The organism is Microbispora sp. CSR-4, from assembly GCF_008033685.1.
GTDB lineage: Bacteria > Actinomycetota > Actinomycetes > Streptosporangiales > Streptosporangiaceae > Microbispora.
In genome coordinates this window covers 36,144-61,589 of record NZ_VJVX01000028.1, presented here as the reverse complement: position 1 = coordinate 61,589, position 25,446 = coordinate 36,144, and the positions used below count along the sequence as shown (strand labels likewise).

Genomic DNA, 25,446 nt, shown 5'->3' with positions numbered 1-25,446 from the left:
TTTCGGACGATCCCGGCGCGGAGTCAGGGGCGGGAGCCGTGGGCCCGGGTGCGCCGCAGCAGGCGGCGGCGCGGGCCCGCGGCCCGGCCGTCGGTGTGCAGCCACAGGTTGACACCGGTCCCCCCGAGCGCCGAGGGCTCGATGCGCACCCCGCCGCCCGTCGACTCGGCCAGCCGCCGGGCGATGTCGAGACCGAGCCCGGTCGAGCCGGCCCCGCTGTTGCCCCGCCGCAGCGCCTTCTCGGGATCGGGGATGCCCGGGCCCGCGTCGGCGACGAGGATGCCCACCATGCCGCTCCCCCGGTGCAGTGTGACGCGGAAGGCCGTGCCCTGCGGCGTGTGACGGAAGACGTTGCCGAGCAGCGCGTCGACCACCGCGCCGAGATCGGCCGCGGCGACCGGCACCGGGCTGGGCTCGTCGGCGCCGACGAGCTGCCACGGCCGCGCCTGGTCCTCGGCCAGCGCCGACCAGAAGGCGAGCCGTTCCCGGAGCACGAGCGCGGCGTCGCAGCCCGCGGGCACCGTCCGGGACGGCCGCCGGGCGGCCTCGATGATCTCGTCGACGGCCCGTTCGAGCCGGTCGATGGCGAGCCTGCGCTGCTCGGCCTCGGGTCCGGTGCCGCCCAGGTTGAGCCGCAGCGCGGTCAGCGGGGTGCGCAGCCGGTGCGACAGGTCGGCGGCGAGCTCGCGCTCGGCCGCGAGCAGTCCCGCGACCTGGTCGGCCATCGCGTTGAACGCCCGCCCGGCGGCCACCAGCTCGGGCGGGCCGTCAGGGGTGATGCGCACGGTCAGGTCGCCCGCGCCGAGGGCCGCAGCCGCCTGCCCGAGCCTGCGGGCCGCCCGCACCACCCGGGCCCCGAGCCGGTCGGCCACCACCACCGACCCCACCACGAGGGTGACCGCGACGCCGGTCAGCACGGCCCATGAGGTGGACACGCCCTTCCTCGCGTCGGCCTCGGGCGCGTACACCTCGATGACGGCCCACCGCCCGTCGCCCAGCGCGACCGGCCTGAGCAGCACATATCCCTTGCCTACCGGCACGGTCCTGGCCCTTTCCGCCGCGCCCGCGACGTCGGTCGCCGTGACCCGGGAGCGGCCCACCGTACGCCCGTCCGGGAGATGGACGGCCAGGCGCGAGGTCCCCGCCGGGGTGCTGGCCAGCGCGCGCTCCAGCGCGACGGCGTCGTCGGTCACGACGAGGGCGGGCACGATCGTGGCGGCCTGGCGCTCGGCGTCGGCGAGCGCGCGGCTCTCGGCGATCTCCTTCACGGCCACGGCCAGCGGGATGAGGAAGGCCAGCGCGACCATCGCCGTCACGGCCACCGCCACCAGGGCCAGGCTCCGTCTCACCGCCGCTCCCGCTCAAGACGCCGGGGTTCAGCCCTCTGCAGGGGGGCTGAGGCGCACGCCGACGCCCCGCACCGTGTGCAGATAGCGGGGCCGGGAGGCGCTCTCGCCGAGCTTGCGCCGCAGCCAGGACAGGTGCACGTCGATCGTCTGGTCGTCTCCGTACGACTGCCGCCACACCTCCGCCAGCAGCTCCCTGCGCGAGATCACGCGGTCGGGACGGGCGGCGAGGTAGGCCAGCAGGTCGAACTCCCGGCGGGTGAGGTCGAGCGGCGCGCCGTCGAGGCGGGCCTCCCGGCGGTCGGCGTCGACGACCAGGCCGCCGACCCTCGCGACCGACGACGACGCCCCGGGCCTGGCCCGGCGCAGCACGGCTTCAAGCCGGGCGTTGAGGTGGTCGCCGGAGAACGGCTTGACCAGGTAGTCGTCCGCGCCGTCGCGCAGCAGGCGGACGATCTCGGCCTCGTCGTCCCGCGCGGTGGCCACGATGACCGGCACGTCGGAGATCGCGCGGAGCATCTTCAGCGCCTCCGCGCCGTCGAGGTCGGGCAGCCCCAGATCGAGGACGACCACGTCGGGGGCGACGTGGGCGATCTCGCGCAGGGCGTCGAGCGCCCGGCCCGCGCTGCGGACCGCGTGGCTGCGCCCGGTCAGGTCGCGGATGATCGCGGATCGGACGAACTCGTCGTCCTCAACCACCAGAACGGTCGCCATGAACCCGAAACGTACACTCCGACCCGGCGCGGCGTCCCGGGAAGAGCGATCCGAAACACGCGGCTTTATGGCCATTTACGGCATGCTCAAATTAGTAGAGGTTGACCAAAATGGACCGAGCGACAATTCCGATCACGGACTAGAGTGAGCGGCCACATGAGAAGGACCGCCGGTTACGTGATCGCCTGGTGCGGGGCCACCGCCGTCGCCGTCGGCGTGTCCTGGCTCGGCGTGCGCGACGTGTTGCGCAGCGCGATCCTCGACGATGCTCCACTCGCTCCCGTGGTGGCCGTCGCCGCGCCCCCGTCCGTCTCGCCGCCGGTCCCGCCGACCGTCTCACCGACCGTCTCGCCGACCGCGGTGGGGGTGTCGGAGAAGCCGTCCCCAGCGCCGTCCGGGCCGCGGCCCTCCGGCGGCGCGACACCCGGCCGGCGGTCTCCCTCCCGGCCCGCCGCCACTCCGGTGCGGACCGTGCGGACCTCCCCGGCACCGCGCCCGGCCCGGGCCACGCGGCCGGCGCGTACGACGGAGTCCGCACCCGCCCCCCGGCAGCGCAAGGCCGCCGACGGGGAGAGCCTGCACACGTTCACGCTGAAGGGCGGCCGGGCGACGATCGCGGTGACCTCCGCGGACTGCCATGTGGTGACGGCGACCCCGAACGACGGCTACGAGGTCAAGGTCTGGGAGGAGGACCAGTGGCTGCGGGTCGCGTTCCTCCGGGACGCCCATGAGTCGTCGGCGTTCTGCACCTGGAACGCCCTGCCCCCCAGGCTCGACACGTACGAGAACTGAGGGGTTCCGGCGGCGGGGCTCAGTCGAGCAGGTCGCGGTATTTCTTGAGCTCCTTGACCTCGGCGCCCAGCGCGGTGACGGTGGCGGTGGCCAGCGCCTTGGCCCCGTCGAAGGAGCCGTCGGCCTGCTCGGCCCGGGCGAGCTTGATCGCGCCGTTGTCGTGCTCGATCATCAGCGTCACGTACTTCCGGTCGAAGGACGGGCCGTTCAGCTTGGCCAGCGCCTCGATCTCGGCGCGCGTCTGCGTGCCGGGCATCGCGTGGTCGCGCGGCAGAGGCTCCGCGCCCCACATGTCGAGCCAGCCCTTGAACGTGCGGATGTCGGCGTCGCGGGCCGTGGCGACCTTCGCCGCGAACTGCCCGACCCACGGGTCGCCCGCCCGGGTCTGCGCGATCCTGGCCATCTCCAGGGCCTGGAGGTGGTGCGGCACCATCTTCCGGGCGAACGCCACGTCGGCGGCCTTGCTCCCGCCGGGCTGCTGCGCCGCATCGGTCTCGTCCGGTGCCGCGGCGGCCTCGGAAGTATCAGTGGCGTCGGGGCTCGGTGTGGGCGTCGTCTCAGGCGTGGCGGGGGGCGAGGCGGCGGCCTGTCCCACCGGAGCCGGTGAGGCGGCCTCGCCCGCCAGGTCCGGGGTTCCGCATCCGGCGAGCAGGGCCGCCGCGAGCATGCCCGTTAATGCTCCCGTCACACGGATCGTGACGGCGGGGAGACGGCGGATAGTGGTCGTCACTGGAAGGCCTTTCCGGTTCTGGCTCGGGGACGGCCGCGACGCCCACCGGGGCCCGGCGAGCGGGTCCGTCCGTGATCCCTTGCCGCAGGACCCTACCGCCGGGCAGTTCCGGCCGCCCTCCGCACGGCGTTTCGGCATATTTACGGTGATTATCGGACAAGCTGGGCATCGCGTGTCAAAATTCCCATTCACTTCCCTGGATCACCCTTGTGCTCTAGCCTCCAACTGTGCCAAACAGGAGCGAAACTCTACGAAAGGTTTCACACCGAGGAAACCTCTGTTGACACGAGCGAAACAGTGATACTTTCGCTTGGGAGCGCTCCCAAGCCGTGTGAACCTTCGGGCCGAGGAGACCGGATGGCCGATCTTCCCACCCTCGCAGAGGTAGCCGCCGCAGCCGGCGTCTCCCCGGCAACAGCTTCCCGGGTCTTGACCGGCTCGGTACGCGTGACCACGTCGACCCGCCGACAAGTCCACGACGCGATGTCGCGTCTGGGCTATGTACGGCGCCGCGCCCCCCGGGGATCCGCGGGCAGGCGGGCCGAGCAGATCATCGCCGCGGTCGTCTGCGAGCACAGTCCACGCCTTTTCACCGAGCCGTTCTACGCCAGGCTCCTGTCCGCCTGCGAGGAGGTGTTGACGACGCATGGGGTGCCGATGGTCGTGATGACCGCGACCCCTGCGACCGCCTCCATCGCCGCACCGCCGCTGGTCGCGGGCGCCGTCGACGGCGTCCTGCTGATCGGGGCACGCGCGCGGCACCCCCTCGCGGTCACGCTGGCGGCCTCGGGCGTCCCCGTACGCTGTGCCGGGCGGCCGCCAGACGGCATCGACCTCCCGTTCGTCGACATGGACAACCGTGACGGCGGACGGCAGGCGGCCGAGCACCTGCTGCTCAACAACCGCAAGCACATCGCCACCATCGCCGGGCCGCCGACCCTGCCGGCCGCGCGCGACCGGCTGGAGGGCTTCCGGCAGACGCTTCGCGACGCCGGTGTGCTCGACATGCCGGTGGCGTACGGCGACTTCACCCACGCCTCGGGTGCGCATGCCATGCAGTGGCTGCTGCAACGGGCGCCGCACCTCGACGCCGTGTTCGCGGCGTCGGACGTGATGGCGGCCGGGGCGATGCAGACACTGCGCCGCGCCGGGCGGAAAGTGCCTGACGACGTGGCCGTCATCGGATACGACGACGCGCCCGTGGCCAGGCACACCTCGCCGACGCTGACCACGGTCAGGCAGCCCGTCGAGGAAATGGCCACGCTCGCCGCACGACTGCTTCTCATGACACTCGGGGACGGGGACAATCCCAAGGGCAATCCGGTGCTGCCCACGGAACTGGTGGTTCGTGAATCGGCCTGAGCTTCGAGAAGGCGACGTCCTGACCCGTCGCTATCTGCTCCAGGAGCGGATAGCGACGGGCGGGATGTCGGTCATTTGGCGCGCCTTCGACCAGTCACTCCAGCGCCTGGTCGCGATCAAGGTGCTGGACGGCTCGCTCGGCGACGACAATCCCGGACGGGAACTCATGCGCCGGGAGGCCAGGGCCACCGCCCGGCTCATCCACCCGGACGCGATCGAGGTCTACGACTACGGCGAGACGGTCACGAACGGCGGCAGGCTGGCGTCCTTCGTGGTCATGCGCCTGCTGGAGGGCCGGTCGCTGGCCGACCGGATCATCGAGGGCCCGCTGCCCTGGGCCGAGGCGGTGGAGATCGCCGCCGGGCTGGCGAAGGTGCTGGCCGCGGCCCACGACCGGGGCATCGTCCACCGCGACGTCACCCCGGAGAACGTGCTGCTCGCCGACGACGGGCCCAAGCTGCTCGACTTCGGGATCGCCGCGTTCATCGGCGAGGCCGACGACCAGCTCGTCGCCGACTTCGGCCCCCCGCCGTACGTGGCGCCGGAGCGGCTGAAGGGGACGACGGCCGACCCGGCCGTGGACGTCTACGCGCTCGGCGTGCTGCTGTTCGAGATGCTCACGGGCACCCTGCCCTACCCGGAGAAGACCTGGGAGGACATCGAGGCGGCACGGCGGGAAGGCCCGCCGCCGACGCCGGAAGGGGTGCCGGGCCTGCCGCAGGAGGTCGCCGACCTGTGTCGGCGCTGCCTGTGCCCCGACCCGGTCGACCGGCCGACCGCGCGGGCCGTCGCCGCCGCGCTGACCTCGATGAAGAAGCCGCCCGGCCCACGCGGGGCCGGCTGGGGAGCCACCGCCGTCGGGGCAGCCGCCCTCGGCGGCATTCTGTGGTTCACCCAGGTGCAGGGCCCCGAGGTCGGAGCCGTCGCCGTCCCGCCCACCCCCTCGCCCGCGCAGTCGCAGGTCACCGCCTCGCAGGTCACCGCCTCGCCGGCGCCGCAGGCCGGAGCCGTCGCCGAACTCCGGCACACCGTCGCCCCCGTCGCCGCCCCCCTGCAGGAGGCCGGGCCGGGCAGGCACCGCCCCTCCCCCTCGGTCAAGGTGAGGGTCGTCAAGAAGGACCGCCACGCCGGCGACACGGTGCGGCAGCCGGAGACCTCGGCCACCCGCAAGGCCGACGTGGCGCCGCTGCCGCTGGCCACCACGGCCGCGCCGATGCGGGTCGACACCGCGGTCCGGCAGTTCAACCTGCTCGTGGACGGCGCGGAGGCCACCCACGACATCGACGACGACGTCGCGCTCGACCTCAAGCAGGTGCTGCGCAACGCCGTCGGCAACGGCGAGGGACTGGCCGTCATGCGCACCAAGGTCGAGGTCCGCTATCAGGAGGGACGCCTGCCGCTCACGCTGAAGGGGGAACTGCTGGCCGCGCTCGACCGGGTTGAAGCCGCTCTCAGCGAGGCCAGCGATACCTAAAGTGGGAGCGCTCCCAGAACAACCCTCTGTTGAGTTCCGTCAGGACCGAAAGTCCAGCCGTGTCCGTTAATCGGTCAAGCTGGGACCGAAATCATCTTCTACCGCCGTAGGGCCGGCCAACGAAGCCCAGCCCCCGGACGGTGTTCAGATCCGTTTGATCGTCGCGAGCCACGCCGGTGCGCCGTTGTCGTGACATCGCGTGTGAACCCGATCCGGTTCGACGGCCACGACATCCCATCCGCCGACCGCGGCGAACGCCCCCTCAGCTCTTCCTCACCGACCGGATGCGGGCCGGTGTCAGGACCCCTGTCGCTGAAGCACAGCACGAACACGATGCCGTCGCGCTCGGTCACCGCCGCCAGGCTCGCCACGTATCCGAGGCGCTCGTCGCCGTCGAAAGTATGGAACAGCCCGCAGTCGAGCACCGTCTCGAACCTGCGCCCCAGGCGTTCCAGGTGGAGGGCGTCGGCCACGGCGAACTCGGCCTCGATCCCCCGCTCGCCGGCCTTCGCCCGCGCTCTCGCCAGTGCCGTCTCGGCCACGTCGACGCCCAGAACCGGCAAGCCCAGCGCGGCGACGTGCAGGGCGTTCTCTCCGCTCCCGCAGCCCGCGTCGAGAACCGTTCCGGCGAACCGGCCCTCGGCCGCCAGACGTACGATCGCCGGCTGCGGACCCCCGATGTCCCATGGCGCGGGGCCGTCGTGATACGACGCGTCCCACGGCAGCCCCGTCATACGTTCATGACTGGTCGGAGGCCGTCCGCCGAACGAATCACCGGCGGGGTTTTCCGGTCGCTCGGACATCGTCGTCCCCTTCCCCGCATGGGTCTATTTCAGATCCCTACGGGCCACACCCTTGCATAGGGGAGGTAAAACAGATAGGCCGTTGCCTCATGAGCGGATTCAAGAAGTTCCTCATGCGGGGCAATCTGGTGGAGCTCGCCGTCGCCGTGGTCGTGGGCGCGACGTTCAGTGGACTCATTCAGGCCCTGGTAGAGGACCTGATCACCCCCCTGATCGCGGCCGTCACCGGCGGGAGGCAACCCGACTTCTCCGGCTTCACGTTCACCGTCAACGGCGCGGTGTTCAAGTATGGCGACTTCGTCAACCACCTGTTGACATTCCTGATCATCGCCGCCGTCATCTACTGGCTGGTCGTCCTGCCGATGACCCGTTTCCTGAGCCTTTTCGACACCAAGAAGGAGGCCACCGAGAAGAAGTGCCCCGAGTGCCTGTCCGACATCCCCGTCGGCGCCAGGCGCTGCGCCTTCTGCACAGCCGAACTGTCCATCGTCCCCGCCGCCGAGAAGCCCCCTGCCTGACCTCTCCGCGGGCCCGTCCTCGTCGTCAGGGGCGGAACCGGCTCAACGTCCGCTCTCCGGTTTCCGGCAGTTCCCCGGGAACGGGGCGGCCGGCGCGCCGCAGCACGTCCACGATGACGAGCGACGTCCGGTGCGGGTCCCTGGTGATCCGCACCCCGTGGGCCAGCCAGCACGCGGCGGCGATCATGTCCCGGGCCCGTTCGAGGTCGCCCGGGCTGGTCCCCGCCCTGCACCACACCCACAGGCGCTCGCCGAACGGCTCCGGCCTCGTACGGAGGATCATGGGCAGCTTGCCCCGCCGGTTGACGATCAACGCCTCGGCGCAGGCCTTCCGTACGCGGTGGGGGGTCACCACGCACCAGAAGCGGCCCGCCATCTCCCGGCGTGCCTGCGGCCACACCAGGATGAGCAGGCAGACCAGGGATCCGGCGACGATCGTCACGGCCGGGCCCGCCGCCCGGACGGCGACGGCCACGACCGCCGGTCCACCCGCCAGCAGCATCGCCTCGTAACGCCACCTCCACAGCACCAGCAGCGGTCCCGGCCGCGCGACGGGAGAGGTCTCCCGCTCGATGAACCGCAGGACCAGGTGCGGATTCCGCCTGACGAGGTGCCTCATGCCCGGCCGCCCGAGGGGCGCTCCGGCCTGCGGGAGGCCGGCGGTTCGAGCAGGTTGACCCGCCCGGTGCCCCGGCATCGGCGGCACGGCAGCCCCGTCGGGCATTGCCCTTGCGCCGAGCAGACCGTACAGGCGACCAGCGCGTCGAACCGGGTGTCGCGGTAGGTGTGCGTGTGCCAGGTGCGCCGGATCTCCCAGCGCTGCACCCAAGCGAACGCGTCGATCTCGGCGAACGCCTCCTCACCGACCCTCCACAGGAGGGCGATGATGCGCATCCGTAATCCAGTGGGGGAAGGAGCACGCATGTTCTTGCTGTTAAAGTGCACGGGATCATCCCTTTGCTGATCAGGCAGGTCGGATGGTCGTCTGCGCTGGGTCGATGTGCCACCATCGGCCCAGCAGCGCGTTTCCGGGGAAAAGAGGGCCAGAAGATGGGCCCCCGCCTCGCATCGCCTCCTTCCGGGAACCGGCTGGTCCAGCCGCCACGTTGAGGCTTATGTCTGGCTCATACCCGTCCTTTGCCTGCGGCAATCAGCTGTTGGCAATTGACAAACGACATTTTCCTGCGGCACCTGCCATCCGCGTGTTAACCTGCGACTCTTAGCGCTTCATGGGCTCAGAAGGTGACCGCTCATGGCCGGGACGAACGTGACCATCCGCCGGCGCCAGTTGGCGAACCGGCTCAGAGAGATGCGGACTTCCGCAGGGATGACGGCCGAGCAGGTCGCGGAGCAGCTGCTCTGCAGCGCAGCCAAGATAACGCGCATGGAAAAGGCGCAGCGTGGCATCAGCCAGCGCGACGTACGAGATCTGTGCCGCATCTACGGCGTGACGGACGAGGACCAGGTTCGCCAGCTAATGAACTGGGCCAGAGAGTCGCGCCTGCCGGGGCTCCGCCAAGAGTACGGCGACCTAGGCTACGACGCGATCTACACGTACATGGACCTCGAGGCGGCGGCGTCTTCGATCATCGAACTGCAGATCAGCTACCTTCCCGCACTGTTCCAGACAGAGGAGTACGCCCGGGCGCTGATCCGAGGGCTACTTCCGGGCATCAGGCAGGAGGTGCTGGACAGGCGCGTCGAGGCTCGCATAAAGCGCCAAGAGCTCCTGGCGAAGCACGAACCCCCTCGCTACTGGACCTTTGTCGACGAGGCGGCACTGCACCGAGTGACCGGCGACGCGGCGGTCATGGCCGCCCAGCTGGAGCATCTGCTCGCCGTGGGACAGGCTCCGCATGTGACGGTGCAGGTAATCCCCTTCACCGCGGGACCCTACATGTGTGCGGACGACCCCTTCGTGATGTTCCGCTTCCGCGACTCACATCTGTCGGATGTCGTCTATCACGAATCACTGGACCGAGTGGAGTATCTGGAGAAGCCCAACGAGTTAGAAGTTTACCGTGAGGCGGTCGACCGCCTACGCGCTATCGCGCTCTCTCCCAACGAGTCCCTCAAACGCATTGCCCGTGCTAAATCGGACTTCAGCCCCAGCTGACCACCCAGATCACAGAGGGAGCGACCGTCTCTCGGGACACTCTACTGAGGGACAGGAGCATATGAAACCGATTGAGAGAAACGTGGAATGGCGTGTCTCCTCGCGCTGCAGCGGTGGGAACTGCGTGCAGTTCGCGCAGGTGACGGAGGGAGTCGCCCTTCGGGACTCGAAAAATCCGGACGCCGGAGCGCTCTATTACTCACTCCAGGAATGGCACGCCTTCGTGGCGGCTGCGAAAGCGGGCGCCTACGACCTCACGAAGTGATCTGCCGCGCTCGCCACTATCCCGAAGAGGGCCTGCAAAGGTAAATTTATGGGAGTGGCGCTTTCGCCGTTGCTGCGCAACTCACGTTCGGGAGGGTGGATGGCAGGCCGACCTACGTTCAGCGATGCGACATGGCGGCGGGCCTGCGGCGGCGGTAACTGCGTCGAAGTGGCTTTTCAGGATGGGCGAGTCGGCGTTCGCGACGGGAAGCAGGGCGACGACAGTCCTGTGCTGGCCTTCACTGCCGAGGAATGGCGGGCATTCCTGCAGGAGGCCAAGACCGGGGCGTTCGACCCGTCCTGACATCGACGGGCACGCGTGAGGGCTTCCCCGGGCTGATGGCCGGGGAAGCCCTTTCAGTGGGTGAAGAGGTTCACCAGGGGGACGGGGCGGGTGGGGGGACGACCGGAGGGCGGTCGTCGCAGGTGATGGTGTTGGGCAGCATCCAGGGAGCGAGCCAGCCGCCGTCGTTGCCGCCGAGGTCGGTCAGGGAAAACTCCGACCCGGTGGGCGGGAAGTTGAACGACCCGCAGTTGTTGACACCCACCGCGCCGACGTTGCGGGCGTCCACGTTCTCGAAGGACGCCGAGCCCTTCACGCGGGCACTGAGCACGGAGGTGCCCGTGCCGTCGACCCGGATGTCCTTGAAGCGGACCTTGGGGATCGCGTACTGGTCCTTCACCGACCACTCGCTGACCAGCATGATCGCGTTGTACGTGCTGTCCAGGTAGTGGTCGCCGCTGACCTCGATGTCGGCGTCGATGTCCTTCTCCAGGGCGTAGAACCAGATGGCCCCCAGGCCGATGTTCCAGTTCAGCTCGTACGTGCCGGCTCGCACGGTCGTGTTGCCGTTGATGCGGAGCCTGCCGGTGAACGGCTCGGCGCCGAACCGGGAGCCGACCTGGATGGCGCTGCCCTCCCTGATCGGGTCGGCGATCAGGTTGTCGGAGACCGTGTTGTCTCTGCCGCCGTAGATCGCGATGCCGTTGGCCAGCACGGGCGTCTGGATCGTGTTGTGGTCGAACGTGTTGCCCGCGTCGGCGGTCTTCTCCGACCACATGGCGAGGGCGTCGTCACCGGTGTTGCGGAAGAAGTTGTTCGACACGACGGAGCCCGTCACGCCGGTGTGAAAGTTCAGCCCGTCCGCGATCTGGTCGACGATCACGTTGTTGGTGATCTTGATGTTGCGCATCGGGCCGTCGAACCACATGCCGACCTTGGTGTGGCGGATGTAGAGCCCGTCGATGGTCGAGTCGCTCATCGCGCCGCCGACGCCGTTGACCTGGTCGGTGTCGATGCGCTCCCGTACGTCGCCCTCGATGGCGAAGCCGGACAGGTGCACGTTGCGGCTGCCGCCGGCCGCGGCGTCCTTGCCATAGAAGCCGACACCGGTGTGCACCGAACCGTCCGGGGCCGGGGTGGCCAGGTCGACCTGACGTCCCTTGATGATCGTGTACCAGCTTCCGGCACCGGTGATCGTCACGTCGTCCACGACGATGTGACGGTTCACCTGGTAGGTGCCCGGCGGGATGTAGACCTTCAGGTGCGTACGCTTCGCGAACGCGATCGCCTTGTCGATCGCCCCGGCGGAGTCGCGCCTACCTGTGGGGTCGGCGCCGAAGAGCAGCACGTTCGCCGCGAGGACCTCGACGCGCGGCGGCCCGACGAGGTGCGAGTCGAGCAGGTCGACGACCGTCCAGGCCGCCTTGCTCCCGGCAGGCACCGTCAGCCGCACCGTGTCGCCCGCCCGGTACGTACGGTCGAGCAGGAGGCGCTGCTCGTCATAGAAGTGGTTCGGGCGGAACGGCTTGGTGATCTCCGGCGTCGGGGTGGTGGCATCCGGCACGCAGGAGCACTCGGTGATCCACCAGTCGGAGTGCAGCAGCCCGGCGTTCGGATCGTTGGAGAACGGATATTGGTTGTAGAGCCAGGCGTACTGCGACGTGAGGGTCATCGTGGCGCGCTTGTGGCCGTTCACCGCGACGTCGAGCGGCGCGGTGATGCCGCCGCCACCGGGCGCGTCCGGGATGCTGTAGCGCACGGTGATCGCGTTGGCCGCCTTGGGCAGCCGGAACTCGACGTACTGCCCGGGGGTCAGCTTGACGGCCTTGCGGCCGGACGCCTCCGCGGGCAGCGTGTAGGCGTCGCGGCCGGGGCCGATGACCGTGCCGTTCGTCGCCGCGTTCTCCGCCTCCTGTTCGGCGAAGTCGACGTCGGCTCCACGTCCGGCGACGAGCGCCGGGTCGAGAGCGGCCCGCGTCACGACCGTGGGCTTCACCGTGGCGGACGCGGGCGTGGATAAGACCACGAGCCCGGTGGCGGCCAGGGCCGCCGCCAGCAGGATTCTCATCAGGCCTCCATGATCCAGATGGCGGTGTCGGACGGCAGCAGGCCGCCGTCGAGGGGGCCACTGGCCAGCAGCACCGAGCCCGTCTCCGGGAGCGCGACCGGCTCGGCGCCGAGGTTGACCACGCACACCAGGCCGGAGTCGCGGCGGAACGCGATCACCTCGTCCCCGTACGGCAGCCAGGTCAGCGTGCCGTCGCCGAGCAGCTCGCGGCGCAGCCGCAGGGCCGAGCGATAAAGGGAGAGCATCGAGTCGGCGTCGGCCTCCTGGGCCTCCACGGTGAGGTCGCGCCACCCGGCCGGCTGAGGCAGCCAGGGCTCGCCGGTGCTGTAGCCGAAGGGCGGCTCGCTGCCCGACCACGGCAGCGGCACCCGGCAGCCGTCGCGGCCGCGGACCTTGCCGCCGGAACGCTCCCACATCGGGTCGTCGATGAGCTCCTCGGGGATGTCCTCGACCTCGTTGAGGCCGAGCTCCTCCCCCTGGTAGACGTAGACGCTCCCGGGCAGCGCCATCGCGAGCAGCGCCGCCGCCCGCGCCCGGCGGCGGCCGAGCTCAAGGTCGGACGGCATGCCGTCGCGGCGCTCCGCGTTGTCCCAGGACGTGACGGCCCGGCCATAGCGGGTGACCGGACGGGCGACGTCGTGGTTCGACAGCACCCACGTCGCCGGCGCGCCGATCGGCACGTGGGTGGCGAGGGTCAGGTCGATGCTGTCGCGCAGCGCGGCCGGCTCCCACGCGCTCGACAGGAAGTCGAAGTTGAACGCGGTGTGGAGCTCGTCGGGGCGCAGATACTTGGCGAACCGCTCCTGGTCGGGCAGCCACACCTCACCGATGAGGATCCGCGCGTCGTAGGAGTCGGCCACCCGCCGCCACTCGCGGTAGATCTCGTGGACCCCGTCGTGGTCGGTGTACGACTCCTCGACGCTGTCGAGGTCCTTGACGATGACGGCGGCCGAGTCGATGCGTACGCCGTCCACGCCCCGGTCGAACCAGAACCGCAGCACGTCGAGGAACTCCTCGCGTACCTCGGGGTTGTTCCAGTTGAAGTCGGGCTGCTCGGGGGCGAACAGGTGGAGGTACCACTCGCCGTCGGGCACCTGCGTCCACGCCGGGCCGCCGAAGATCGACTTCCAGCCGTTGGGCGGGCCGTCGCCGACGCCGGGGCGGAACCAGAACCGCTCCCGGGCCTCCGAACCGGGACCGGCCGCCAGCGCCTCCTGGAACCAGGCGTGCTGATCGGACGCGTGGTTGGGCACGACGTCGATGATCGTACGGATGCCCAGGCCATGGGCCTCCTCGATCAGCTTCTCCGCCTCCGCCAGGGTGCCGAAGACCGGCTCGATGCTGCGGTAGTCGGCGACGTCGTAGCCGCCGTCGGCCATCGGCGAGGGATACCACGGGTTGAGCCAGATGGCGTCGACGCCGAGACCCGCCAGGTAGGGCAGGCGTGACCGCAGCCCCGCCAGGTCACCCGTCCCGTCGCCGTTCCCGTCGGCGAAGCTGCGCAGGTAGACCTGGTAGATAGCGGCCCCGCGCCACCATTCGGGGGCCGAGGTGTTGCCGGGCATGCTGAATACAACTCCTTACGGGTGTTAGCGGCGGGGGGACGTTCAGCCCTTGAGGCTGCCGGCGGTGAGACCGGCCATGATGTGCCGCTGGAACAGGAAGAACACGACGATGGTCGGGATGCTCGCGATCACCAGGGAGGCGACCAGCACGTTCTGCGGCATCTGCGAGGAGAGCGAGGCGATGCCGATGCTCACCGACATCTTGTCGCTGTCCGGCAGGACCAGCAGGGGCCAGACGAAGTCACGCCAGACGTTGACGACGGTCAGGATCGAGACCACGCCGAGGATGGGCCGGGAGATCGGGATCACGATCGACCACAGGATGCGGCCAGGCGACGCGCCGTCGATCTCGGCGGCTTCGAGCAACTCCCTCGGGATCGAGTCGAAGAACCGTTTGAGCAGGAAGACGTTGAAGCCGTTGGCCGCCGCCGGCAGCCAGATCGCCCACGGCGTGTTGAGCAGGTTCCAGTGGAGGAACGGCACGTCCTTCACCGTCAGGTACGCCGGGAGCATGATGACCATGGGCGGGATCATCAGCGTCGACAGCATCAGAGCCAGCACGACCTTGCCGAGCGCCGGGCGGAGCTTCGACAGCGCGTAGGCCGCCGAGACGTCCACCGCGAGGGTCAGCAGCCAGGCACCGCCGGCGTACAGGGCGGTGTTGCCGAGCAGCCTGCCCAGGTCCAGCAGGTCCCACGCCTCCAGGTAGCCGTCCAGGGAGAAGTGCGACGGCAGGAACGTCGGCGGGATCGAGTTGAGTTCCTCGGTCGACTTCATCGCACCGGTGATCATCCAGTAGAGCGGGAAGACGAACGCGGCGGTGAAGCTCACCACCACGACCACCAGCACGATCCAGTAGATGATCCGGCCCCGCGTCGTGTTGAGCTGATGCGGCGACACGGCAGTGCGGAACTGCGTGTTCATCGGCTTGCGCGGCCGCCGCGGCCCGCGGCGCTCCTGCCGGGAGGAGATGGCCGGCGCCCCGGCCGAACGGTCGGGCATGACGGTGGTGTTCGACATGGTCGCTCCCCTCACACCGTGTTGTCGCGCGAGACGCGCAGGTAGATAGCGGAGAACACCATGAGCACGATCATGAGCATCAGGCCGAGCGCGTTGCCCGCGTTGAGATTGCCGAAGTTGAAGGCGTACTGGTACATGAGGTAGACGACGCTGACCGTGGCGTTCTCCGGGCCGCCGCCGGTGAGCAGGTAGGGCTCGATGAACACCTGCATGGTCGCCACGATCTGGAGCAGCAGCATCACTAACAAGATGAGCTTGGTCTGCGGGATCGTGACGTGCCAGATCCGCTTGAACAGGCCGGCGCCGTCGAGCTCGGCGGCCTCGTACAGCTCGCTCGGGATCGTCTGCAGGGCGGCGAGATAGATGAGCGTGCCGCTGCCCATGTTCATCCAGGTGGAGACGATGACCAGCGAGATCAGCGCGGTGCTGGTCGAGTTGAGCCACTGCAGGCCGGGCAGGTGCACCAGGCCCAGGACCTGGTTGAACAGCCCGTAGTCGGGGTTGTAGAACCACTGGAACAGCAGCACGCTCACCGCGGGCGGCAGCATGACCGGCAGGTAGACCACGAAGCGCAGGTAGGCGCGTGCGTGCCGCAGCTCGTTGAGGACGATCGCCGTGACGAAGGGGATCCCGTAGCCGCACAGCAGGGCGAGCACCGTGAACAGCGCGGTGTTGAGCCAGGCCGGCCCGAAGGCCGGGTCGCTGACGACGGTGCGGAAGTTCTCCAGCCCCACCCACTTGGGCGGGTCCACAAAGTTGGTCTTCTGGAAGCTGAGGATGACCTCCCGGATCATCGGATACCAGGAGAAGAACGCGAAACAGATCAGAGCGCCGCACAGGAAGCCGTAGGCGGTCACGTTGCGCCGCACGGCGCGCCGTAGTTTCGTCGGCTGCCGCTGCCGCCTGCCGCCCGCTGCCGGAATGCTCGCTGTGGTCATCGTTGTGAATCCGATCTCGACGTGATTGCCGGGGCGCCGGCCGCACACGTACGGCGGCGGGCGGCGCCCCGGGGTTTAGGTCGTGGCTGACAAATCATGGCCCTGCTGCGCGTGGCCCAGGCTCGCGACGGGCGGCATTTGTCAGCCACTCCCTAGGCCCGGATCATCAGGGCGTCAGCTCTTCGAGGCCAGCAGGGAGTTGACCTTCGACTCGGCATCGGACAGAAGCTGGTCGATGTTCGCGTCCTTGCGGGTCAGCACGGCCGACATCGGGGTGTCGAGGATCTTGTAGATCTCCTGCGCGTACGGCCCGGGCTCGGCCTTGGGCGGGATGCCCTTGGAGCCCTCAACCCAGCCGGCGAACTGGGAAGCGTCGATGTTCGCGTTCTGCTGGCGCAGGTCGTTCACGGCCTTGCCGGACTCGGTGTCCGGGCGGTACAGGTCCGGGTACGGCTGGCCGACGGTCAGGTTCGCGCCCTTGGCCCGCACGTAGTCGAACTGGCCCTTACCGGGGGTGAGGAACTTGTACTCGATCCACTTGAGGCCGGCCTTGATCTGCTCAGGGGTGGCCTTCGGGTTGATCATGTAGCCGGCGCCGCCGTTGAACAGCGCCTTCGCCTCCGGCTGCGCGGTGATGGCGTAGTTCTCGAACTTGCCGCCGAAGTCGTTGCGCAGCGAGATGAGCACGTCGGGCGCGCCCAGCATCATGCCCATCTTGCCGCCGGCCATGGCCTTCATCAGGGCCGGCCAGTCGATGTAGAGCTGGGAGCCCATGCTGTTGTCGACCCACCGCATCTGGTGGAGGTTCTCCAGCACGGCCTTGCCCTCGGGGGTGTTGAAGGCGGCCTTCTTGCCGTCGTCGGTGAGGACCGACCCGCCCCGGCCGTAGAGGGAGGCGGTGAAGTGCCAGCCGCCGACGTTGTTGCCGCTGTACTCGCCGTACCCGACGTAACCGGGACCGAGCCCGGCGATCTTCTTCGCGGCGGCCTGCACCTCGGCCCAGGTCTTGGGCGGGTTGTTCGGGTCGAGCCCGGCCTTGGTGAAGACCTCCTTGTTGTAGACGAGGCCCATGCCATAGCCGTCGGTCGGCAGGCCGTAGATCTTGCCGTCCTTCTTGAACAGGTCGATCGAGTTGTTGTAGTCCTGGAACGTCCTGATCTCGTTGACGTACGGCGTGATGTCGGCGGCCTGGCCGCTTTCGATCAGACGGGCCACGTTGGGGAAGTTGACGTAGAAGACCGTCTCCAGGTCACCGCTGGCCAGCTTGGGCTCGAACGTGCGCGGGTCGTAGCAGGGGAAGGCGTCGGTGACCTTCGAGATCTTGATGTTGGGGTTCTGCTGCTGGAAGGCCGCAAGGTCCTCCTCGAAGGTCGCCCGCTCCGCCTTGTTCGTCTTCGGCGGCTCGCAGTTGACGCTGATCGACACCGGCCCGGCGTTGCCCGGCGCCGCACTCGCCTTGTCGCCACCGCTACCGCTGTCGTCGGTGCCGCACGCCGCGGCCGCTGCAATGGCAAGTCCCGAGACCAGCAGTATCGAGAGCTTGTGGGATTTCATCCTCGTTCCCTTCTGGAACCGCGCACCACGACCCGTCGAAGCACACGGCTCGGGGCCGACTGGAGCGCCCCGATCCGCTCGGTTGCGAGAAACATACAGAGGCATGCAGGAGTGAGCAATAGTTCGTCATTAACTGTGCAAAAAAGTGACAGTGATCGCTCTGCAACCGGCAGGCCATGATCGGCAAGCCGGCACGACGGCCGCAAGCGCGTTCACGAGCATGCTCGTGAGGCTAGACCTGGCTTGTGCGGCTGGTCGTGCTCACGGCTTGTACGGCTGGTTGTGCTCGCGAGCCTGGTTGGTTCCTTGAGGCTCGTGGGCAGGCTTTGCTCTACCCGTCGCTCCACCACTCACGGGCGCACTCACGGGCGGGCTTCGCCCCACCCGTTGCTCCACCCATCCTTTGCCCAACCACATCGCTCCCACCGCTCATGGCCAGGCTTTGCTCTACCCGTTGCTCCACCCACCCTGTGCTCGACCACATCGCTCCACCGCCGCTCACGGGCGGGCGGGTGCTCCGGCCGGCCGTGATAGTTGCGGTCTGGTGAGCCTCGGGAGCGGCCATCGCGGGCGCGGTGGTACAGGGCACGGTCTTACGCCGGCCTCCGCACCCGCCCGCCCCCGCGCTCCGCGTCATCATCGATGTGCCGGGGAACCCCACCACGCTGCCAGAGCACCGGGGTGGAGGGAGCGGAGCGGAAGGGAGCGAGGACCGCAGCGAAGGCCCAGCGGAGCGGGTTTCGCGAGGACCGGAGGTTCCTTCCGGCGCAGTGACCGACTTGCCCAAGGTCCATGCGCTGGCCGGCACCGCCAACATCCAGCACGCTGAACAGCACCGCCAAGGTCCCCCATGCTGACCAGCACGCCCAGGCTCCATGCGATATCCGACCCCACCAAGGTTCATCGCCCTGACCAGCACGCCCAAGGTCCATGCGCTGAACGGCATGGCCAAGGTTCCCCACGCTGACCTGTGGCCAAGCCTGTGCGGCCGGGCTCAGGGGCGGGGGGCGGGGGCGGTGGAGGCGCGGACGACGAGTTCGGGCTCGAAGAGCAGCTCGTCGCCGGGCACCACGGCCGCGTCGATCTGGGCGACGAGCAGCTCGACGGCGGCCCGGCCCATGGCGTCGATGGGCTGGCGGACGGTGGTCAGGGGCGGGTCCACGCAGTTCATCAGCGCGGAGTCGTCGTAGCCGATGACGGAGACGTCTTCGGGCACCGACAGTCCCGCCCGGCGGGCCGCCCTGATGGCGCCGAGGGCGAGCACGTCGCTGGCGCAGATGATGCCGGTCACGCCCGCGGCGACCATGCGCGCGGCGGCGGCGTGGCCGCCTTCCAGCGAGAACATCGTGTGCTCGACGTGGTCGGGGCCGAGTTCCAGGCCGTTGGCGGAGGCGTACGCGCGGAACGCGGCGAGCTTGCGCTGGGACGGCACGTGGTCGGGCGGGCCGAGCAGCATCGCGACCTGGCGGTGCCCGAGCGCCATGAGGTGGGCGAGCGCGATCTCGGCGGCGGCGACGTCGTCGCACGAGACCTGCGGAAACCCGAGATGCTCGACCGCCGCGTTGACCAGCACGGTCGGCAGCTTGCGGTCGAGGACCCTGCGGTAGTGGCTGTGGGAGGCGTCCCCCTGGGCGTACAGGCCGCCGGCGAAGACCATGCCCGAGACGTGCTGCTGGAGGAGCAGGTCGACGTAGTCGGACTCGGAGACGCCGCCCACGGTCCGGGTGCACAGGACGGACGTGAACCCCTGCTGGGCCAGCGCGCCTCCGACGACCTCGGCGAACGCCGGGAAGATCGGGTTCTGCAGTTCCGGGAGGACCAGGCCGACGAGCCGGCCTCGGTCGCCGCGCAGCTGGGTGGGGCGTTCGTATCCCAGCACGTCGAGCGCGGTGAGCACGGCCTCTCTGGTGGCGTCGGAGACTCCCGGCTTGCCGTTGAGGACGCGACTCACCGTCGCCTCGCTCACGCCCACCTTCTTGGCCACTTCCGCAAGCCGTCGTGTCATGGACGCAACTATACGACAGCGCGCGCAAACATTTTCATCCACTTGCGCATGCGCGGAGGATCAGCAGGTCAGGCCACCGTCTTGCGACCGCGGGGCTCCCGCCGCTGACGTGATCGGCACGGGACGAGTCCGGCGATCCTCGGGGTGATATGGGGAGCGTTCCAGGGGCCCGAGTGCTGGGGAGATGTGATGACGTAACGCGCATGTCATCTTGCGAATTCTCGTCGCAATATTGCAGTTGGATGTTCGTCAACTTATCGTGTGGGCCACTCACCTTCTTCGGAGGTGTGGCGGTCCAGCGTCCACGCCGCATCTCCCGGGTCTCGCATGCGGGAAAGGAAGCTCATGAGAAGATCCGGAGCCGCCGTCGCGGTGGCGGGGGCGCTGATCGCCGTGGGGACCGTGGTGGCGTTCCCCGGCACCTCGTCGGCCGCGACCTCGCCGTCGCCCTTCTCCATCCCGGGAAGAGGCGCGACCGTGCCGTTCACGGAGATCGAGGCCGAGGCCGCCGCGACCAACGGCGAGCAGATCGGCCCGGACCGCGTCTACACCCACCTGCCGTCCGAGGCGTCGGGCCGCCGGGCCGTACGGCTCGACGCGCCGGGAGAGTACGTCGAGTTCACCCTGCCCAAGCCCGCCAACGCGATGACGGTGCGCTACAGCGTGCCGGACAACGCGGCCGGAACGGGCATCACGGCGCCGGTCGATCTGCGGATCAACGGGACGAAGCTCAAGGACCTGCAGTTCACCTCCCGGTATGGCTGGTTCTACGGCGGCTATCCGTTCGGCAACTCGCCCGGCGACAAGCCGCACCACTTCTACGACGAGACGCGGACGATGTTCGGGTCCACCTTGGCGGCGGGGACCAAGGTCAGGATTCAGGTGGCCTCCACCTCGACAGCGCCGTGGTTCGTCGTGGACGTCGCCGACTTCGAGCTCGTGCCGGACGCGATCCCCCGGCCCGCCGGGTCGCTGTCGGTCGACGACTTCGGCGCCGATCGCAACGGCACGAGCGACTCGACCGCCGCCTTCCAGGCCGCCGTCGACGCCGGGAAGGCCCAGGGCAAGGAGGTCTACATCCCGGAGGGGACGTACACCCTGTGGGATCACGTGGTCGTGGACGGGGTCACGCTGCGCGGCGCCGGGCCCTGGTACAGCGTGCTCACCGGCCGCCACCCCACCCAGCGCAACCGCGCCGTCGGCATCTACGGCAAGTACGTGAGCGGCGGCGGCTACACCGGCCCGATCCGGCCGCACGAGGCGGGCGGGCCGAGCCGCAACGTCACCCTGCGGGACTTCGCGATCATCGGTGACATCACCGAGCGGGTGGACGATGACCAGGTCAACGCCCTCGGGGGCGCGATGACCGACTCGGTCGTCGACAACCTGTGGATCCAGCACACCAAGGTCGGGGCCTGGATGGACGGCCCGATGGACAACTTCACGCTGAAGAACAGCCGCATCCTCGACCAGACGGCCGACGGCGTGAACTTCCACACGGGAGTCACCAACTCGACGGTGACCAACACCTTCGTGCGCAACAGCGGCGACGACGGCCTGGCGATGTGGCCCGACCGGATCGCCAACGTGAACAACGCGTTCACCCACAACACCGTGGTCGCGCCGGTGCTGGCCAACAACATCGTCACGTACGGCGGCCGGGACATAAAGATCACCGACAACGTGGTGAGCGACACCGTCACCAACGGCGGCGGCATCCACGTCGCCAACCGCTATCCCGGGGTGAACTCCGGTCAGGGCACGGCCGTCGCCGGCACGATCAGCGTCGCCCGCAACACCCTGATCCGGGCCGGCAACAGCGACTACAACTGGAACTTCGGCGTCGGCGCGATCTGGTTCGACGCGCTCAACGAGCCGGTCAACGCCACGATCAACGTGACCGACACCGACGTCATCTACAGCTCCTACGAGGCCATCCAGTTCATCGAGGGCAGCACCCAGACCGTCAACTTCTCGAACGTGAACGTGGACGGCACCGGGACGTACCTGATCCAGGCGCAGGCGGCGGCGAAGGCGACCTTCACCAACGTGAGCGCGGCCCACATCGGCGCGGGCGTGGCCATCCACAACTGCGTCGGCACCGGGTTCGCCCCCACGTACGGCACGGGCAACTCCGGCTGGAGCCTGAGCTCCACCGTCTGCACCGGCCAGTGGCCCGCGCCCAACTACATCTACGACGGCAGCGGCCCCGGCCCGAGCCCCTCGCCGTCCGCCTCTCCCACCCCCAGTCCCTCTCCCTCGCCCACCCCGACGACGTGCGCTCCCGGCAGCGGCGACCTCGCCCGGGGCAAAGCGGTCACGGCGACCAGCAGCACCCAGACGTACGCCCCGGCCAACGCCACCGACGGAGACACCTCGACCTACTGGGAGTCGGCCAACAACGCCTTCCCCCAGTCGATCACCGTCGATCTGTGCGCGGTGACCCCGATCCAGCGGGTAGTGCTCAAACTGCCGCCGAGCTCCGCCTGGGCCACCCGCACCCAAACCCTGTCCATCCTCGGCAGCACCGACGGCTCCAACTACACCACCTTGTCCCCCTCGGCAGGCCGCACGTTCGACCCCGCCTCGGGCAACACAGTGAGCATCCCGTTCTCCACCGCCAACGTCCGGTATGTCCGGGTGACGGTCACCGGGAACACCGGCTGGCCGGCCGGGCAGCTGTCGGCCTTCGAGGTGTACGGCACCGGCGCCACCCCCAGCCCGAGCCCCTCGCCGTCCGCCTCCCCCAGTCCTTCTCCCTCGCCCACCCCGACGACGTGCGCTCCCGGCAGCGGCGACCTCGCCCGGGGCAAGGCGGTCACGGCGACCAGCAGCACCCAGACGTACGCCCCGGCCAACGCCACCGACGGAGACACCTCGACCTACTGGGAGTCGGCCAACAACGCCTTCCCCCAGTCGATCACCGTCGATCTGTGCGCGGTGACCCCGATCCAGCGGGTAGTGCTCAAACTGCCGCCGAGCTCCGCCTGGGCCACCCGCACCCAAACCCTGTCCATCCTCGGCAGCACCGACGGCACGACCTACACGACGATCGCAGGACCGGCGGGCTACACCTTCAACCCGGCGACCGGCAACACGGTGACCATCCCGTTGTCCACCGCCGCCCAGCGTTACCTGCGGCTGAACGTCACCGGCAACACCGGCTGGCCGGCCGCCCAGATCTCCGAGTTCGAGGCGTACGCCTCGTAACCCGGAACGGGACGCCCGGAGGAGGAGTGGACGCCTCCTCCTCCGGGCTCCCCCACACAGCATGACCCCCTCGGTGGGCCGTCAGGAGACGGGGACGCCGACGCGGCCGGTGGAGGAGCGGACGACAAGCTCCGGCTCGAACAACAGCTCGCCGGTGGCGACGGCGGCGCCCTCGATCTGGCTGACCAGCAGCTCCACCGCGGCCCGGCCCATCGCCTCGATCGGCTGACGTACGGTAGTCAGCGGCGGGTCCACGCACGTCATGAGCGCGGAGTCGTCATATCCCACGACAGAGATGTCCTGGGGCACGCGCCGGCCGGCCCGCCGCGCCGCGCGGATCGCCCCGAGGGCCAGCGGGTCGCTGCCGCAGATGATCCCGGTGACGTCCTGCCGCACGAGCTTCAGCGCCGCCGCGTGGCCGCCCTCCAGCGAGTGCATCGTGTGCTCGACCAGCTCGCCGCCCGCGGCCCGGAACGCCTCCAGCTTGCGGATGGACGGCATGTGGTCGGCGGGGCCGACGACGAGGCCGATCCGCTGGTGGCCGAGCGCGCGCAGATGACCGAGCGCCTGCTCCACCGCGATCGTGTCGTCGCAGGAGACCCGGGGGAAGTCCCAGTGATCGGCGGCCGCGTTGACCAGCACGGTGGGCAGCCGCCGTTCGACCAGCCGCAGGTAGTGCTCGTGGACGACGCCGGTCTGGGTGTAGAGCCCCCCGGCGAAGACCACGCCGGACACCTGCTGCTGCAGCAGAAGATCGACGTAGTCGGCCTCGGAGATCCCACCGACCGTACGGGTGCACAGCACGGGGGTGAACCCCTGCTGGGCCAGCGCCCCGCCGACGACCTCGGCGAACGCCGGGAAGATGGGGTTCTGCAGCTCGGGCAGGACGAGCCCGACAAGGCGGGCACGCTCGCCGCGCAACTGCGTGGGCCGCTCATACCCGAGCACGTCGAGGGCCGTCAGCACGGCCTCTCGGGTGGCCTCGGATACCCCGGCCTTGCCGTTGAGGACGCGACTCACCGTGGCCTCGCTGACCCCGACCTTCTTCGCAACCTCCGCAAGCCGTCGCGTCATGGCGGCAAGCATACGACGCGGAACGGCCGTGCCAAGGATCTTCGATGACACGGTTGCAAGCGGGCTGAAAGCACTGTGAAAGAGGTGATTCCTAGCGTCTGCCGTGTTGCAGATCTCCCAGGAAGGCACCATGAACATCCTCAGGAACAGCCTCGCCGTCGTCGCGGCGTCCGCCCTTCTCGGTCTGACCGCCGCCTGCAGCGGGGGCCAGACGGCCGTCTGCGAGGAGGCGACCAAGGCGTTCACCGACTACAGCTCCAAGGCGGCCGGCGCGGCCGGCGACATCAAGGGCCTCAACGCCGCGACCAGTGATCTGGCCGCGCAGCTCAAGGAGCTGTCGGGCAAGGCCGACGGCGACCTGAAGGTGACGCTCACCGGTCTGGCCGACTCGTGGGGGTCCTTCAAGATCGACCTTTCGGACCCGGCCGCCGCGACCAAGCTCGCGGAGTCGGGCCAGAAGGCCATCCAGGCGACCCAGCAGCTCGCCTCCGCCTGCTCATGATCTTTACGGCCCCGCCCCGCCACGCCGCCGGCGCCTGCGCCGGGGGCGGGCGGGTGCGGAGGCCGGCGTAAGACCGTGCCCTGTACCACCGCGCCCGCGATGGCCGCTCCCGAGGCTCACCAGACCGCAACTATCACGGCCGGCCGGAGCACCCGCCCGCCCGTGAGCGGCGCGGTCGGGCAATGTGGTCGGGCAAAGGATGGGTGGAGCAACGGGTAGAGCAAAGCCCGCCTGTGAACACGAAGCGGAGTGCGGCTACGAATCAAAAGGGCTCTTGAGCACACCCACCTTTGCCGGCCGCGAGCACAACCAGCCTCGGTGTAGCCCTCCGCTTCACGACAGCCTCACGAAGCCCAGCACGCGGCACCCGCCCCGTCCCGCAGCACCACTTCGACGCCGTCCCTGCGCTCAGTATTCGAGCCCCCAGTCGTGGGTGCCGAGGGTGTAGGCGTCCCCTTCGGGCACCAGCCTGCCGCCGTCGGTCAGCGTGCCGAGGCATCGCCGTACGGAGTCTTCGGGAAACCCGGTCATCGCGGCGACGGCGGCGACGGTCGCGGGCCGGTTTTCCATGTTCAGAGCGGCGACGGCCTCGTAGACCGTCATGTCCGCCGTCGTCATCTCCTGGACGTCCTCCAGGCTGTCCTCATCAGGCGTCCCGCTCTCCCCGCCAGGCGCCCCGCTCTCCCCACCAGGCACCGCGTCAGGCGCCGCGCTCTCCTTGTCAGGCACTGCGCTGCCTCGCCCCCTCGCGGAGTCGCTCCGGATCGACCTGCCGGTCCGGGTAGCGTTCGAGGTATTCGCGTTCCAGCTCCTGCATACGCGAGGTGTGGTGCTCCAGCGCGTCGTCCGATCCGTGGAAGAGCGTGTCAGACCGGGTCTCGTGCAGGTGGCGCAGCTCGCGGATCAGGTCCTCGTCGCTCAGGTCCCGCGGGTCGACTCCCATGGTCATGGCGGTCCTCCTTCACACCTCTGTCGGCTTGTCCCAGCGCTCGTCGGGGTTCTTGTCGTCCGGCTCAGCGTTCGGCGGGTCGGTGGCGGACGGAGTCCACTCCTCGGCGAAGTCCGGCTCGCCCTCGGTATCGATGTATCGGTCGTCTTCTCGTCGCAT

At 69.4% G+C, this 25,446-nt stretch carries 25 protein-coding genes; 9 read left to right on the top strand and 16 right to left on the bottom strand.

The annotated features are described in order from the left end of the window. Positions 1-23: 23 nt before the first annotated feature. A complete protein-coding gene (locus tag FLV34_RS21205) occupies positions 24-1,349 on the bottom strand; it encodes a sensor histidine kinase KdpD (RefSeq protein ID WP_142647206.1) in 1,326 nt (441 codons plus the stop codon). Positions 1,350-1,376: 27 nt separating this feature from the next. Beyond that, positions 1,377-2,060 carry a response regulator transcription factor gene (locus tag FLV34_RS21200; RefSeq protein WP_142647207.1) on the bottom strand — a complete coding sequence of 228 codons (684 nt, stop codon included), beginning with the start codon at positions 2,058-2,060 and terminating at the stop codon, positions 1,377-1,379. A gap of 156 nt (positions 2,061-2,216) precedes the next feature. Here FLV34_RS21200 and FLV34_RS21195 point away from each other — a divergent pair, with 156 nt between their 5' ends. Next, positions 2,217-2,852 carry a hypothetical protein gene (locus tag FLV34_RS21195; RefSeq protein ID WP_147943861.1) on the top strand — a complete coding sequence of 212 codons (636 nt, stop codon included), beginning with the start codon at positions 2,217-2,219 and terminating at the stop codon, positions 2,850-2,852. A gap of 19 nt (positions 2,853-2,871) precedes the next feature. Here the strand turns inward: FLV34_RS21195 and FLV34_RS21190 are convergent, their stop codons facing one another. Then, complete coding sequence (locus FLV34_RS21190; protein ID WP_187280684.1) at positions 2,872-3,519, bottom strand: DUF305 domain-containing protein; 648 nt, start codon at positions 3,517-3,519, stop codon at positions 2,872-2,874. Positions 3,520-3,939: 420 nt separating this feature from the next. On the opposite strand from FLV34_RS21190, the gene FLV34_RS21185 reads away from it, so the two are divergent. Then, entirely contained in the window at positions 3,940-4,944 is a 1,005-nt protein-coding gene (locus FLV34_RS21185) for a LacI family DNA-binding transcriptional regulator (protein WP_030510556.1), read from the top strand. Beyond that, a complete protein-coding gene (locus FLV34_RS21180) occupies positions 4,931-6,418 on the top strand; it encodes a serine/threonine-protein kinase (protein WP_261985855.1) in 1,488 nt (495 codons plus the stop codon). The genes FLV34_RS21185 and FLV34_RS21180 overlap by 14 nt, the downstream gene beginning before the upstream one ends. A 98-nt stretch (positions 6,419-6,516) precedes the next feature. Here the strand turns inward: FLV34_RS21180 and FLV34_RS21175 are convergent, their stop codons facing one another. Then, positions 6,517-7,152, bottom strand: a complete 636-nt coding sequence (locus FLV34_RS21175; RefSeq protein WP_222709573.1) for a class I SAM-dependent methyltransferase — start codon at positions 7,150-7,152, stop codon at positions 6,517-6,519. Between the two features lie 158 nt (positions 7,153-7,310). Here FLV34_RS21175 and mscL point away from each other — a divergent pair, with 158 nt between their 5' ends. Further along, positions 7,311-7,739 carry a large conductance mechanosensitive channel protein MscL gene (gene mscL / locus FLV34_RS21170; RefSeq protein ID WP_142647211.1) on the top strand — a complete coding sequence of 143 codons (429 nt, stop codon included), beginning with the start codon at positions 7,311-7,313 and terminating at the stop codon, positions 7,737-7,739. Between the two features lie 25 nt (positions 7,740-7,764). On the opposite strand, the gene FLV34_RS21165 is transcribed toward mscL, so the two are convergent. Together FLV34_RS21165 and FLV34_RS21160 are read right to left on the bottom strand one after the other, a co-directional pair. Beyond that, on the bottom strand, positions 7,765-8,358 hold the full coding sequence (locus tag FLV34_RS21165; RefSeq protein WP_147943858.1) for a hypothetical protein: 594 nt from the start codon (positions 8,356-8,358) through the stop codon (positions 7,765-7,767). Beyond that, complete coding sequence (locus FLV34_RS21160) at positions 8,355-8,633, bottom strand: hypothetical protein (RefSeq protein WP_142647213.1); 279 nt, start codon at positions 8,631-8,633, stop codon at positions 8,355-8,357. The genes FLV34_RS21165 and FLV34_RS21160 overlap by 4 nt, the downstream gene beginning before the upstream one ends. 358 nt (positions 8,634-8,991) lie before the next feature. Between FLV34_RS21160 and FLV34_RS21155 the strand changes: the two genes are divergently transcribed. The 3 genes from FLV34_RS21155 (at position 8,992) to FLV34_RS21145 (ending at position 10,423) form a co-directional block, all read left to right on the top strand. After that, positions 8,992-9,855: a helix-turn-helix transcriptional regulator gene (locus tag FLV34_RS21155; protein ID WP_142647214.1), complete on the top strand. Its 864-nt coding sequence runs from the start codon at positions 8,992-8,994 to the stop codon at positions 9,853-9,855. 61 nt (positions 9,856-9,916) lie between these two features. Further along, entirely contained in the window at positions 9,917-10,120 is a 204-nt protein-coding gene (locus tag FLV34_RS21150; protein ID WP_142647215.1) for a DUF397 domain-containing protein, read from the top strand. Positions 10,121-10,174: 54 nt separating this feature from the next. Next, positions 10,175-10,423 carry a DUF397 domain-containing protein gene (locus tag FLV34_RS21145; RefSeq protein WP_312845732.1) on the top strand — a complete coding sequence of 83 codons (249 nt, stop codon included), beginning with the start codon at positions 10,175-10,177 and terminating at the stop codon, positions 10,421-10,423. A gap of 70 nt (positions 10,424-10,493) precedes the next feature. Here the strand turns inward: FLV34_RS21145 and FLV34_RS21140 are convergent, their stop codons facing one another. The 6 genes from FLV34_RS21140 to FLV34_RS21115 form a co-directional block, all read right to left on the bottom strand. After that, a complete protein-coding gene (locus FLV34_RS21140; RefSeq protein ID WP_147943857.1) occupies positions 10,494-12,470 on the bottom strand; it encodes a glycosyl hydrolase family 28-related protein in 1,977 nt (658 codons plus the stop codon). Next, positions 12,470-14,035: a glycoside hydrolase family 13 protein gene (locus tag FLV34_RS21135; protein ID WP_147943856.1), complete on the bottom strand. Its 1,566-nt coding sequence runs from the start codon at positions 14,033-14,035 to the stop codon at positions 12,470-12,472. Before FLV34_RS21135 ends, FLV34_RS21140 begins: the two co-directional genes overlap by 1 nt. A 42-nt stretch (positions 14,036-14,077) precedes the next feature. Next, on the bottom strand, positions 14,078-15,055 hold the full coding sequence (locus FLV34_RS21130) for a carbohydrate ABC transporter permease (RefSeq protein WP_142647218.1): 978 nt from the start codon (positions 15,053-15,055) through the stop codon (positions 14,078-14,080). 11 nt (positions 15,056-15,066) lie between these two features. Next, on the bottom strand, positions 15,067-15,993 hold the full coding sequence (locus FLV34_RS21125) for a carbohydrate ABC transporter permease (protein ID WP_142647219.1): 927 nt from the start codon (positions 15,991-15,993) through the stop codon (positions 15,067-15,069). Positions 15,994-16,167: 174 nt separating this feature from the next. Next, positions 16,168-17,547: an extracellular solute-binding protein gene (locus tag FLV34_RS21120; RefSeq protein WP_147943855.1), complete on the bottom strand. Its 1,380-nt coding sequence runs from the start codon at positions 17,545-17,547 to the stop codon at positions 16,168-16,170. Between the two features lie 994 nt (positions 17,548-18,541). Further along, positions 18,542-19,552, bottom strand: coding sequence for a LacI family DNA-binding transcriptional regulator (locus tag FLV34_RS21115; protein ID WP_142647221.1), 1,011 nt, complete (start codon positions 19,550-19,552; stop codon positions 18,542-18,544). A gap of 345 nt (positions 19,553-19,897) precedes the next feature. Between FLV34_RS21115 and FLV34_RS21110 the strand changes: the two genes are divergently transcribed. Then, positions 19,898-22,762, top strand: a complete 2,865-nt coding sequence (locus FLV34_RS21110) for a discoidin domain-containing protein (RefSeq protein ID WP_147943854.1) — start codon at positions 19,898-19,900, stop codon at positions 22,760-22,762. An 81-nt stretch (positions 22,763-22,843) separates the two neighbouring features. Here FLV34_RS21110 and FLV34_RS21105 read toward each other — a convergent pair whose 3' ends face one another. After that, the gene (locus FLV34_RS21105; RefSeq protein WP_142647223.1) at positions 22,844-23,836 is read right to left on the bottom strand and encodes a LacI family DNA-binding transcriptional regulator; all 993 of its coding nucleotides are present in this window, start codon (positions 23,834-23,836) and stop codon (positions 22,844-22,846) included. Between the two features lie 130 nt (positions 23,837-23,966). On the opposite strand from FLV34_RS21105, the gene FLV34_RS21100 reads away from it, so the two are divergent. Beyond that, positions 23,967-24,338 (top strand): hypothetical protein, encoded by a 372-nt coding sequence (locus FLV34_RS21100; RefSeq protein ID WP_142647224.1) that lies wholly within the window; start codon positions 23,967-23,969, stop codon positions 24,336-24,338. 408 nt (positions 24,339-24,746) lie between these two features. Here FLV34_RS21100 and FLV34_RS21095 read toward each other — a convergent pair whose 3' ends face one another. The 3 genes from FLV34_RS21095 to FLV34_RS40605 are packed head-to-tail and all read right to left on the bottom strand — an operon-like array spanning position 24,747 to position 25,446. Then, the gene (locus FLV34_RS21095; RefSeq protein WP_147943853.1) at positions 24,747-25,067 is read right to left on the bottom strand and encodes a hypothetical protein; all 321 of its coding nucleotides are present in this window, start codon (positions 25,065-25,067) and stop codon (positions 24,747-24,749) included. After that, positions 25,060-25,287 (bottom strand): DUF6158 family protein, encoded by a 228-nt coding sequence (locus FLV34_RS21090; protein WP_142647226.1) that lies wholly within the window; start codon positions 25,285-25,287, stop codon positions 25,060-25,062. The genes FLV34_RS21095 and FLV34_RS21090 overlap by 8 nt, the downstream gene beginning before the upstream one ends. Positions 25,288-25,299: 12 nt before the next feature. Then, positions 25,300-25,446, bottom strand: coding sequence for a hypothetical protein (locus tag FLV34_RS40605; protein WP_168065849.1), 147 nt, complete (start codon positions 25,444-25,446; stop codon positions 25,300-25,302).

What these genes read in the sequence shown, in the direction of transcription:
- FLV34_RS21190 (WP_187280684.1), bottom strand. Translation starts at nt 3,519, where the DNA reads ATGCTCGCGGCGGCCCTGCTCGCCGGATGCGGAACCCCGGACCTGGCG.
- FLV34_RS21165 (WP_147943858.1), bottom strand. Translation starts at nt 8,358, where the DNA reads ATGAGGCACCTCGTCAGGCGGAATCCGCACCTGGTCCTGCGGTTCATC.
- FLV34_RS21185 (WP_030510556.1), top strand. Translation starts at nt 3,940, where the DNA reads ATGGCCGATCTTCCCACCCTCGCAGAGGTAGCCGCCGCAGCCGGCGTC.
- FLV34_RS21140 (WP_147943857.1), bottom strand. Translation starts at nt 12,470, where the DNA reads ATGAGAATCCTGCTGGCGGCGGCCCTGGCCGCCACCGGGCTCGTGGTC.
- FLV34_RS21200 (WP_142647207.1), bottom strand. Translation starts at nt 2,060, where the DNA reads ATGGCGACCGTTCTGGTGGTTGAGGACGACGAGTTCGTCCGATCCGCG.
- FLV34_RS21150 (WP_142647215.1), top strand. Translation starts at nt 9,917, where the DNA reads ATGAAACCGATTGAGAGAAACGTGGAATGGCGTGTCTCCTCGCGCTGC.
- FLV34_RS21195 (WP_147943861.1), top strand. Translation starts at nt 2,217, where the DNA reads ATGAGAAGGACCGCCGGTTACGTGATCGCCTGGTGCGGGGCCACCGCC.
- FLV34_RS21130 (WP_142647218.1), bottom strand. Translation starts at nt 15,055, where the DNA reads ATGTCGAACACCACCGTCATGCCCGACCGTTCGGCCGGGGCGCCGGCC.
- FLV34_RS21110 (WP_147943854.1), top strand. Translation starts at nt 19,898, where the DNA reads ATGAGAAGATCCGGAGCCGCCGTCGCGGTGGCGGGGGCGCTGATCGCC.
- FLV34_RS21115 (WP_142647221.1), bottom strand. Translation starts at nt 19,552, where the DNA reads ATGACACGACGGCTTGCGGAAGTGGCCAAGAAGGTGGGCGTGAGCGAG.
- FLV34_RS21160 (WP_142647213.1), bottom strand. Translation starts at nt 8,633, where the DNA reads ATGCGCATCATCGCCCTCCTGTGGAGGGTCGGTGAGGAGGCGTTCGCC.
- FLV34_RS21175 (WP_222709573.1), bottom strand. Translation starts at nt 7,152, where the DNA reads ATGACGGGGCTGCCGTGGGACGCGTCGTATCACGACGGCCCCGCGCCA.
- FLV34_RS40605 (WP_168065849.1), bottom strand. Translation starts at nt 25,446, where the DNA reads ATGCGACGAGAAGACGACCGATACATCGATACCGAGGGCGAGCCGGAC.
- FLV34_RS21155 (WP_142647214.1), top strand. Translation starts at nt 8,992, where the DNA reads ATGGCCGGGACGAACGTGACCATCCGCCGGCGCCAGTTGGCGAACCGG.
- FLV34_RS21090 (WP_142647226.1), bottom strand. Translation starts at nt 25,287, where the DNA reads ATGACCATGGGAGTCGACCCGCGGGACCTGAGCGACGAGGACCTGATC.
- FLV34_RS21125 (WP_142647219.1), bottom strand. Translation starts at nt 15,993, where the DNA reads ATGACCACAGCGAGCATTCCGGCAGCGGGCGGCAGGCGGCAGCGGCAG.
- FLV34_RS21135 (WP_147943856.1), bottom strand. Translation starts at nt 14,035, where the DNA reads ATGCCCGGCAACACCTCGGCCCCCGAATGGTGGCGCGGGGCCGCTATC.
- FLV34_RS21105 (WP_142647223.1), bottom strand. Translation starts at nt 23,836, where the DNA reads ATGACGCGACGGCTTGCGGAGGTTGCGAAGAAGGTCGGGGTCAGCGAG.
- FLV34_RS21120 (WP_147943855.1), bottom strand. Translation starts at nt 17,547, where the DNA reads ATGAAATCCCACAAGCTCTCGATACTGCTGGTCTCGGGACTTGCCATT.
- mscL (WP_142647211.1), top strand. Translation starts at nt 7,311, where the DNA reads ATGAGCGGATTCAAGAAGTTCCTCATGCGGGGCAATCTGGTGGAGCTC.
- FLV34_RS21100 (WP_142647224.1), top strand. Translation starts at nt 23,967, where the DNA reads ATGAACATCCTCAGGAACAGCCTCGCCGTCGTCGCGGCGTCCGCCCTT.